At 63.6% G+C, this 9,892-nt stretch carries 7 protein-coding genes; 5 read left to right on the top strand and 2 right to left on the bottom strand.

Annotation, left to right across the window (positions count from 1 at the left end):
- Positions 1 to 238: 238 nt before the first annotated feature.
- A complete protein-coding gene (locus AC0L3N_RS32880) occupies positions 239 to 2,257 on the bottom strand; it encodes a thioredoxin domain-containing protein (protein WP_473551767.1) in 2,019 nt (672 codons plus the stop codon).
- A 63-nt stretch (positions 2,258 to 2,320) separates the two neighbouring features.
- On the opposite strand from AC0L3N_RS32880, the gene mnmE reads away from it, so the two are divergent.
- The 5 genes from mnmE (at position 2,321) to AC0L3N_RS32855 (ending at position 8,291) form a co-directional block, all read left to right on the top strand.
- Entirely contained in the window at positions 2,321 to 3,643 is a 1,323-nt protein-coding gene (gene mnmE / locus AC0L3N_RS32875; RefSeq protein ID WP_473551764.1) for a tRNA uridine-5-carboxymethylaminomethyl(34) synthesis GTPase MnmE, read from the top strand.
- Between the two features lie 387 nt (positions 3,644 to 4,030).
- Positions 4,031 to 5,905: a tRNA uridine-5-carboxymethylaminomethyl(34) synthesis enzyme MnmG gene (gene mnmG, locus AC0L3N_RS32870; protein ID WP_473551762.1), complete on the top strand. Its 1,875-nt coding sequence runs from the start codon at positions 4,031 to 4,033 to the stop codon at positions 5,903 to 5,905.
- On the top strand, positions 5,902 to 6,537 hold the full coding sequence (gene rsmG, locus AC0L3N_RS32865; protein ID WP_473551760.1) for a 16S rRNA (guanine(527)-N(7))-methyltransferase RsmG: 636 nt from the start codon (positions 5,902 to 5,904) through the stop codon (positions 6,535 to 6,537). Before mnmG ends, rsmG begins: the two co-directional genes overlap by 4 nt.
- 36 nt (positions 6,538 to 6,573) lie before the next feature.
- Positions 6,574 to 7,374: a ParA family protein gene (locus AC0L3N_RS32860; protein WP_123148722.1), complete on the top strand. Its 801-nt coding sequence runs from the start codon at positions 6,574 to 6,576 to the stop codon at positions 7,372 to 7,374.
- Between the two features lie 35 nt (positions 7,375 to 7,409).
- The gene (locus tag AC0L3N_RS32855) at positions 7,410 to 8,291 is read left to right on the top strand and encodes a ParB/RepB/Spo0J family partition protein (RefSeq protein WP_473551758.1); all 882 of its coding nucleotides are present in this window, start codon (positions 7,410 to 7,412) and stop codon (positions 8,289 to 8,291) included.
- A gap of 307 nt (positions 8,292 to 8,598) precedes the next feature.
- On the opposite strand, the gene holA is transcribed toward AC0L3N_RS32855, so the two are convergent.
- Positions 8,599 to 9,645 carry a DNA polymerase III subunit delta gene (gene holA, locus AC0L3N_RS32850; RefSeq protein ID WP_123148723.1) on the bottom strand — a complete coding sequence of 349 codons (1,047 nt, stop codon included), beginning with the start codon at positions 9,643 to 9,645 and terminating at the stop codon, positions 8,599 to 8,601.
- Positions 9,646 to 9,892 lie beyond the last annotated feature (247 nt).

Here is a 9,892-nt window from a genome sequence, read left to right as displayed (position 1 = left end):
CCCCCTCGCGCACAATGCGCAAAACTGTTCGCGATGTCCTCGCACACCTGTTCGCGATGTCCCCAGTCCAAACACCCCTGTGGGAGAAGGTGGATTGGCGCGTAGCGCCAAGACGGTTGAGGGATGCTGGACGGAATGCGGCGGTGCCAAGCTGGAACACCCCTCATCCGACCGAGCTGTCGCTCGGCCACCTTCTCCCACAAGGGGAGAAGGGAGAGCCCGCGCAGCATCCCCTCACCTATCCGCGCCGCAACCGCCGCTCAAGCTCCTCAGCGTCCGTTATCACCGGCAGGCAGACCTGCCCGGTGCACAGCCAGGCGCCAGGCTCGGTCGTTGGCGGCAGAACGCCGCCTGGGAGCATCGGCAGGTTTGTCGCCGAACCGACCGGCACGATAGTGTCGATCCGGCGCGGGTCCGGATTTCGATTCGCGACCGGAACAAGCCCCGGATGCTCCGGGTTCTCCACCAGCACCAGCTTCAACGGCTCGATCGCCAAGGCACAGGCGTTGACGACACCCGCTTGGCCATAGGCCTGGTGCGCCGCACGGCCGGCCGCGTGTTCGGCGATCTTCCACGTCTTTTCCTGCAATTCGAGATCGCCGGAAAGCGAGGACAATCGGACCATGGCCTCGATGATCTGGCCGGTGGCTGAAGGAATGGCCTCGTCGACATCGCCCCTGATGCGGATCGGCACGTCGCTGCTGTCCGACGCGGTGAGATAGTAGCCGGTGTTGTCATCGTCCTTATGCCATTGATAGAGTTGCGCGATGAATTGGCCGGCCAGCTCGGCGTAGCTCGATGTGCCGGTAGCCTCGAACAAGGAGATCGCGGCGTTGGTCATGGCGGCGTAGTCGCTCGACAGCGCCGGGAACAGCTTCTTTGCGCCAAGCATCGAATGCGGCAGCCGGCCGTCTCGAGCAGCGCTGGCAATGGCAGCAAAGGCCTGTTCCGCGGCCTCGATCCAGTCGATCCGTTTCAGGGCGCGCCCGGCTTCGGCGAGAGCCGCGATCATCAGGCCGTTCCAATCGGTCAGGACTTTGCCGTCACGCCCGGGCCTGACGCGCTGCTCCCGGGCTGCCAGCAATTTTCCTTTCAGCGGAATGAGCCGGGCGCGATCGGCGACGCTTTGCTTTTGCCGGGCCTCAGTCTGGTGGATGATCGGCTTGCCCTCCCAGCCATGCGGGCCGGCAAGCGTGAAGTATTGGAAAAGTAAGGCTGATTCGTCGCCGAGAGCGGTTTCGATCTCATCCCTGCTCCAGGTGTAGAACAACCCCTCCTCGCCCTCGCTGTCGGCGTCGAGGCTGGCAGCGAAGGCACCGCCATCGACGCGCATCTCGCGCAAGAGCCAGTCTATCGTCTCTTCGATTCGCAGCCGGAACAATTCATTGCCGGTCGCCGCATAAGCCCAGTTGCACAGCCGGATGAGCTGGGCGTTGTCGTAGAGCATCTTTTCGAAATGCGGCACCAGCCACTCGGCATCGGTGGAGTAGCGGCTTAGCCCGCCGCCGATATGGTCGTAGATGCCGCCCGCCAGCATCTTTTCGAGGCTGAGCAGGACGGCGTCGCGATGGGCTGTGGCGCCGTCGCGCAGCCAGGACAGCCAGAGCGTCTGCATGAACGGCGCATTGGGGAATTTGGGCGCGCCGCGCATGCCGCCCAAATCCCTGTCGATCATGCCATCGATACCGTTGGCGAGCGTCGCGAGCGTGTCGCGGTCGAGCACCGCCTTGGCATGCGTGCCCGCCAGCCGCGCCTCGACATGCGTGGTCAGGCCGTCGGCGCTTTGGTTAACGCTTTCTTTCTTCTCCCGCCACGCCTTGTCGACCGCCTCCAGCACCTGGACGAAGCCCGGGCGGCCGTAACGGGCTTCGCGCGGAAAATAGGTGCCGCCCCAGAAAGGTTTTCCGTCCGGCGTCAGGAACATTGTCAGCGGCCATCCGCCCTGCTCGCCCATCGACGACAGTGCGGCCATATAGATCTGGTCGATGTCCGGCCGCTCCTCGCGATCGACCTTGATATTGACGAAGAGACGGTTCATGACGGCGGCGACGTCGTCGTTCTCGAAGCTTTCGTGCGCCATGACATGGCACCAGTGGCAGGCGGCGTAGCCGACCGAGAGCAGGATTGGCCGCTGCAGCGCCTTTGCCTCGGCGAGCGATGCCGGCGACCATGCCCGCCAATGCACCGGGTTGCCGCTATGCTGCTGCAGATAGGGGCTGGCCTCTTCGGCAAGCAGATTTTGCGCGGGCAATGTCACGGTTGATAACTCGGCAATTGTCAATGAATAAGCGAAGCTAGGGCGGTTGTGCTGGGTCGGCAAATGATTTCAGGTGATTCCATAGTTGCCCTGTCGAGCGGCCGCCTGCCCGCTGGTGTTGCCGTGATCCGCATTTCCGGCCCGCAAAGTCGATTCGTCGTTGAAACGATTGCCGGTTCAATGGTTCAGAACCGTGTTGCCGCCTATCGCAAGTTCAGGGCGCCGGACGGATCGGTGCTCGACAGCGGCCTGGTCGTTTCCTTTGCCGGCCCAAACAGCTTTACCGGTGAGGATATCGCCGAATTCCATGTCCATGGCGGGCGCGCCGTGGTGGCGAGGATGCTTGAGACGATCGCCGGCTTCGACGGCGTCAGGCATGCCGAGCCAGGCGAGTTCACCCGCCGCGCCTTTCTCAACGGCAAGGTCGATCTGGTCGAGACCGAGGCGCTGGCTGATCTCGTCAATGCCGAGACGGAGGCGCAGCGGCGCTTTGCCGTGCAGAATGCCGACGGTATGCAAAGCGAGCTCTATCTGAGCTGGCGCCGTCGGCTCATTCATGCGCGGGCGATGATCGAGGCCGAGATCGATTTTGCCGACGAAGACGATGTGCCGGGTTCCGTTGCGGAGACGGTCTGGTCGGACGTACGCGCGATGATCGACGAGATCGAGCGTCATGTCCAAGGGTTCCGGGCCGCCGCAATCATCCGCGACGGCTTCGAGGTCGTCATCCTCGGCGCGCCGAATGCCGGCAAATCGAGCCTGTTCAACGCTCTGGCCCGGCGCGACGCTGCGATCGTCACCGAAGAGCCCGGCACCACCCGCGATCTGCTCGAAGTGGTGCTGGATCTGGAGGGGATGCGCGTAAGAGTGACGGACACCGCCGGCTTGCGCGAAACGCCCGGCAGGATCGAGGCGATCGGTATCGAAAGGGCGAGGAGCAAGGCCGGCACTGCCGATTTGTTGCTGGTGCTGGAGGATATGGTGGAGCCGGTCCCGATCGGCGCAATACCAGCCGATGTCCCGTCATTGAGGATCGGGACGAAGGTCGATTTGCTGCGGGATGAAGCGCTTGTGGCGCGCTACGACGCGGTAATCTCAACCAGGGACGGCACCGGGCTGGCGGAATTGCTGGCGGAGATCGGCCTTCGCGCCGCAGCGCAAATCGGCCAGGCCGGCGATATCCTGCCGTCGCGGCTGCGGCACGTCGAGCTTCTCAACGAGACGAAAGGTTTCCTGCTTGCAGCGGTGAAGGGGGAGGAGCGCGGGCAGGAGCTGCGTGCCGAGGAATTGCGGCTGGCAGCGGATAGGCTTGGCCGCATTGTTGGAGCGGTCGATGTCGAGGACATGCTGGACGTCATTTTTGCGCAGTTCTGCATCGGAAAATGACTCACGTGAAACATGGGAGTGGGAGAACGCAGCGATGGAGATGGAGCGTCGGCGATCCTTCGCGCCCCCCTCTGTCCTGCCGGACATCTCCCCCACGAGTGGGGAGATTGGCAGCTTCGTCGCGCCTCAGCGCCTGAGGGAATGATCGGAGGGTTCTGCGTCCCACTCCGCTTCGATGAGTAGCGCTGGTAACCAACTCCGACATCTCCTTTTTTGGCTTGGGCAAATCGGATCCTCTGGCAGAGGAGCCAGCGCTGTGATTCACGTGAAACACCTCCCAATCAACGCGGACGGAATTGTTTCACGTGAAACGATTCGTCGAGCTGTCCTTGACAGCGCAGGTTCTCGGCGACATGTGTCGGGCGACTTCAATTCGGGATTCTGAAAATGACCGATCACTATGATGTGGTTGTGGTGGGCGGCGGCCATGCTGGTTGCGAGGCGGCCAGCGCTGCCGCGCGCGCTGGCGCGAAAACGGCTTTGGTGTCACTGCGCTTCGATACGATCGGCGTCATGTCGTGCAATCCGGCGATCGGCGGGCTCGGCAAGGGGCATCTGGTTCGCGAGATCGACGCCATGGACGGGCTGATGGGGCGCGTCGCCGATGCGGCCGGCATCCAGTTCCGTTTGCTCAACCGCCGCAAGGGCCCGGCAGTTCGCGGGCCGCGGACGCAAGCGGACAGAAAACTCTATCGGCTCGCCATGCAGGCGGCGATTCGCGAGCAGGCCGGTCTCGACGTGGTCGAGGGCGAGGTTCTGGATTTCGAAATCGACGATGGACGCATAGCGGCCGTGCTGCTGGCGGATGGTCGCAGACTTGCTTGCTGCGCCGTGGTGCTGACGACCGGCACCTTTCTGCGCGGGCTGATCCATATCGGCGAGAAGAAGATCGTTGCCGGCCGCATGAACGAGCAGGCCAGCCTCGGCCTGTCGGCCACGATGAGCCGCGCCGGCTTCAAGCTCGGGCGGCTGAAGACCGGCACGCCGCCACGGTTGGACGGGCGGACGATCGATTGGGCATCGCTGGAGAGTCAGGCGGCCGATGACAATCCCGTGCCGTTTTCGCTGATGACCGACCGCATCGACAACCCGCAGATCCATTGCGGCATCACGCGAACGACCGCGGCGACGCATGAGCTGATCCGCGCCAATCTGAGCCGTTCCGCAATGTATTCCGGCTCTATCGAAGGCGTTGGGCCGCGTTACTGCCCGTCGATCGAGGACAAGATCGTCAAGTTCGGCGACCGCGAGGGCCACCAGATTTTCATTGAGCCGGAAGGGCTGGACGACGACACCGTCTACCCGAACGGCATTTCGACTTCGCTGCCGGAGGACGTACAGCTCGACGTTCTAAAAACCATTCCTGGCCTTGAGCGTGCCACCATGCTGCAGCCGGGTTACGCCATCGAATATGACCATGTCGATCCGCGCGAGCTCAAGCCGACGCTGGAAACCAAGCGAATCTCCGGTCTTTTTCTGGCAGGGCAGATCAACGGCACCACCGGTTACGAGGAGGCCGGCGCGCAAGGGCTGCTGGCCGGCCTCAACGCCGCGCGGCAGGCTTCGGCGAGCGACCAGATCGTGCTCAGTCGCACCGAGGCCTATATCGGGGTCATGGTCGACGACCTGACCAGCCGCGGCATCGCCGAACCTTACCGGATGTTCACCTCGCGGGCCGAGTTCCGGCTGTCGCTGCGGGCCGACAACGCCGATGAGCGGCTCACGCCGCTGGCGATGAAGTTCGGGATTGCCTCGCAGGAGCGGATGCAACGGTTTAGCGACGTCGTGCAGGACCTTGAAAAGGCTAGGGACCTTGCGCTTGGCACGACCATGACCCCCAACGAAGCGGCGCGCCATGGGATCGAGATCAACAGGGACGGTGTGCGCCGATCCACTTACGAATTGCTGGCCTATCCGGGTGTCGATGTCGGTTGGCTGGCCCGAATCGCGCCGGAGTTTGGCGGCATCGACGCCAAGACGGCCGAACGTCTCGAAACGGAGGCGAAATATTCGGTCTATCTCGACCGCCAGCATGCCGATGTCACGCAGATCAGGCATGAGGAGAGCCGCTTGATCCCGGAATCGCTCGATTTCGCTTCTGTTCCGGGCCTGTCCAACGAGCTGAAGCAAAAAATGGCGGCGCGTCAGCCGCGCTCGATCGCCGATGCGCAGCGTATGGAAGGCATGACGCCGGCTGCACTGGCCATCATTGTCGCGCATGTCCGCAACGCCGAGGCTGCTGCACGAAGGAATGTTGCGTGAGCGCTGCCTCATGGGCGTGCCTGCAAGAGGCTGCCGGTCCGGTTTCACGTGAAACATTCGAACGCCTGGTAGAGTTCGAGACGGTCTTCCAGAAATGGAACCGCCGGATAAACCTGGCGGCGCAGTCGACGCAGGACGATGTCTGGCGCCGCCACATCCTCGACAGCGCGCAGCTGGCGCGAATCAAACCAGAGGCGAAGCGCTGGATCGATCTCGGCTCTGGCGGCGGTTTTCCCGGCCTTGTGCTTGCGTTCCTGCTTGCCGAGCGCGACGGCGCCAGCATCGATCTGGTTGAAAGCAATCGGAAAAAAGCATCGTTCCTGCAAGCGGTCGTCGGCCAATTCAACCTGCCCGCCAGGGTCGTCGCGCGTCGCATCGATGACGCCTATCCGTTTGTTTCAACACCTCAAATCGTCACTGCCAGAGCGCTGGCGTCGCTTCCGGTCTTGCTCGAACTGTCGGCGCCGTGGCTGACGGCAGGCGCGCGCGGCCTGTTCCACAAAGGCCGGGATTACCGTGCCGAAGTGGCAGAAAGCGCTCAACGATGGTCATTCGATCTGGTAGAACATGCCAGCGCGACCGACGCTCATGGCGTCATCCTCGAACTGTCTGATTTGCGCCAACTGACTTAGATCGGCGACCTCGGAATGAATTTCTGGCATAGACCCATGATGAAGAATGGCCCCCGAATCATCACCGTAGCCAACCAGAAGGGCGGCGTCGGCAAGACGACGACGGCCATCAATCTGGCGACGGCGCTGGCGGCGATCGGCGAGCGGGTGCTGATCGTCGATCTCGATCCGCAAGGCAATGCCAGCACGGGCCTCGGCATCGACCGGCGCGACCGCACCGTTTCCTCCTATGACGTGCTGACCGGCGAGCTCGATCTGGAGGCGGCGGCGATCCCGACGGCGGTGCCGGGCCTGTCGATCGTGCCGTCGACGCTCGACCTGCTCGGCATCGAGATGGAGATCGCCTCGGCGCCGGACCGAGTGCTGCGGCTGCGCAACGCCTTGCGCGCCTCGGCCGATCGATCGGCCAATTTTGGCTATGTGCTGATCGATTGTCCGCCGTCGCTCAATCTTCTGACGCTGAACTCGATGGCGGCAGCCGATTCGGTGCTGGTGCCGCTGCAATGCGAGTTCTTCGCGCTCGAAGGCTTGAGCCAGCTGCTGGAGACGGTCGAGCAGGTTCGCCGCTCGATCAATCCCGAGCTGACGATCCAGGGCATCGTGCTAACCATGTTCGACGGGCGCAACAACCTCGCCAACCAGGTGGTGCAGGACGTGCGCGCGCATATGGGCGACAAGGTCTATGAAACCGTGATCCCGCGCAATGTGCGTGTCTCCGAGGCGCCGTCCTACGGCAAGCCGGCGATCCTCTACGACCTCAAATGCTCCGGCAGCCAGGCCTATCTGCAGCTTGCCTCCGAGGTGATCCGCCGCGAGCGCAAACTGCGCGCCGCCTAGAAGCCGATTCGATACCGAAACGATCTGGACAGATGATGAGTGAAGACCTTTCGAGAAAAAGACTGGGGCGGGGACTGGCGGCGCTGATCGGCGAAATCGATCGTCCGACGCCGGAAAAGCAGAGCATGAATGCCGACGGCAAAGTTCCGATCGAGTTCCTGAGCCCGAACCCAAAGAATCCGCGCCGGCATTTTGGCGACGCCGACCTGACCGATCTTGCCCAGTCGATCCGTGAACATGGCGTGGTGCAGCCGGTGGTGGCACGGCCATCGCCGACGCAAGCTGGCCGCTACGAGATCATCGCCGGCGAACGGCGCTGGCGCGCGGCACAGCGCGCGGGGCTGACCGATATCCCGATCATCGTGCGCGATGTCAACGATCGCACCGCGCTCGAACTGGCGATCATCGAAAACGTCCAGCGCACCGACCTCAACCCGGTCGAGGAGGCGATGGGCTACCAGCAGCTGATCGACGATCACGGCTACACCCAGGCCGATCTCGGCCAGGTGATCGGCAAGAGCCGCAGCCATGTCGCCAACACGCTCAGGCTGCTGAAGCTGCCGGACGTGATTCGCGACATGCTGGTCGATGGCGCGCTGTCGGCCGGCCACGCCCGCACATTGGTGACGGCGCAGGATCCGGCGAGCCTGGCCAAGCGGATCGTCGAGGACGGGCTTTCAGTGCGCCAGGCGGAAGCGCTGGCGCAGATGCCGACCGGCGCTCCAACGGTAAAGCGACAGCCTGCAGCACCGGCACAGAAGGATGCCGATACGTTGGCGCTGGAAAAGCTGATGACCGGCACGATCGGCATGATCGTCACGATCGAGCACAAGGAGCGCGGCGGCGTGATCAGCGTCGCTTACCGGACGCTGGAGCAGCTCGATGAGCTTTGCCGGCGGTTGAAGCAGGAGCGGTAGGTGCTTGAGGTACTCATGTTTTTAGCCGGCAAATAATCTTCCGGCTTAGGATTAAGCACGACCTAGGCGGACATCCTCGTCCACAACGAAGGCTGGCGATTGCCAGCCCTTCCTTTTTTCAGCGCTGGTGATTGGCGAAATCGCCGAGGCTGCTGATCTCCCCTGTGAGCGGGAGATGGCCGGCAGGCCCAGAAAGGGTCGCCTAGCATCAAGCGCCGGCGCCTTGCGGAAGCGAAGAAGATGTCGGCGTTCCACGCTGCGACCCCCTCTGTCGCCTTCGGCGACATCTCCCCCTCAAGGGGGGAGATCAGGTGCGCTGCGCCAGCCGGGCGCTTTCCACAGCAATGCCGAGCAGCGCCTGCCGTGCCAGCGCGACCGAGAGGTCCGGCCGGCGCCGCGTCTGCAGGACCGCCGTCTGCAGCCTGGTCAAAGCGCGGCCAAGCGCCTCGCTGTTCCACCGTTCGAGGGCTTTCTCCACCAGCTTGCGCCGCGAGAAAAAAACCGGCGGGCGCGCCGCGGCAACGACCGCCGCGGCGTTGCGGCCGCCGGTGTCCATCAGGCCGCGCATCGCCTGAATCGCCTGCAGCTGCCGCATCGCCGAGGAAAGCACCAGAAAAGCCTGGCCGCCGGACTGGCAGTGGCGGGTGAAGGCCATGTCGAAGTCGCCGACCTTGCCTTCGAGCACGGCATCGACGGCGTCGTCGAAGGAGAGGCCGGAGACGTCGCCCGATGTCGCCTTGACGTCGTCGAGACCGATTTCGGCCTGGCCGTGGGCATAAAGCACCAGCTTCTCGATCTCACCGCGCGAGGCCAGCCGGTCACCACCGAGGTTACGGCGCAGCGCCTGGCGAGCCTCCAGCGTCATCGACATGCCGGCCTTGCGCAATTCATCATCGATGACCGTGTCGATGTCGCGGGCCTCGTCGGCGTAGCACGGCAAGGCCATGGCAATGTCTGCCGCCTCGACGATGGAACGCAACCCGACGCCTTTCTTCAGGTCGCCGGCCTCGATCAGGATGATGGCGTCACGCGGCGGCTCTGATGTCAGCGCCTTGACGTCATCGGCAAGCGCCTTCTGGCCCGAGGCATTGCGCACCCAGAGCAGGCGCCGGTCCGAAAACATCGGCACGGTGCGCGCCTCGTCGAGCAGGCGGCCCTCGTCGCGGTCGACTTCCGAACCGTCCAGCCTGACCACCGAGAACGGATCGTCGAGCGGCAGGCCGGTTTTGCCGGCAAAGGCCTTCGCCCGCTCGGCGACGAGCCCGCGATCGGGCCCGTAAAGCAGGACGATCGAGATGCGCGGGTCCGGCCGCGCCAACCACGAATCGACTTCGTAACCTTTCTTCTGTGCCATGGGTTCTGGTTAGCATGATGCGGTTGCGGGGTGAACGGCGCACCCCTCCTTTCCTTCTCCCCCTGTGGGAGAAGGTGGATTGGCGCGTAGCGCCAAGACGGTTGAGGGGTGCTGGACGGAGTGCCGTCCTTGCCAAGCTGGAACACCCCTCATCCGTCGCCTTCGGCGACACCTTCTCCCACAAGGGTGTTTGGACTGGGGACATCGCGAACAGGTGTGCGAGGACATCGCGAACAGTTTTGCGCAT

The organism is Mesorhizobium sp. WSM4807 (assembly GCF_055811615.1).
Note: the sequence above shows the minus strand (reverse complement) of the source record. Positions and strands in the feature narration are given on the sequence as shown.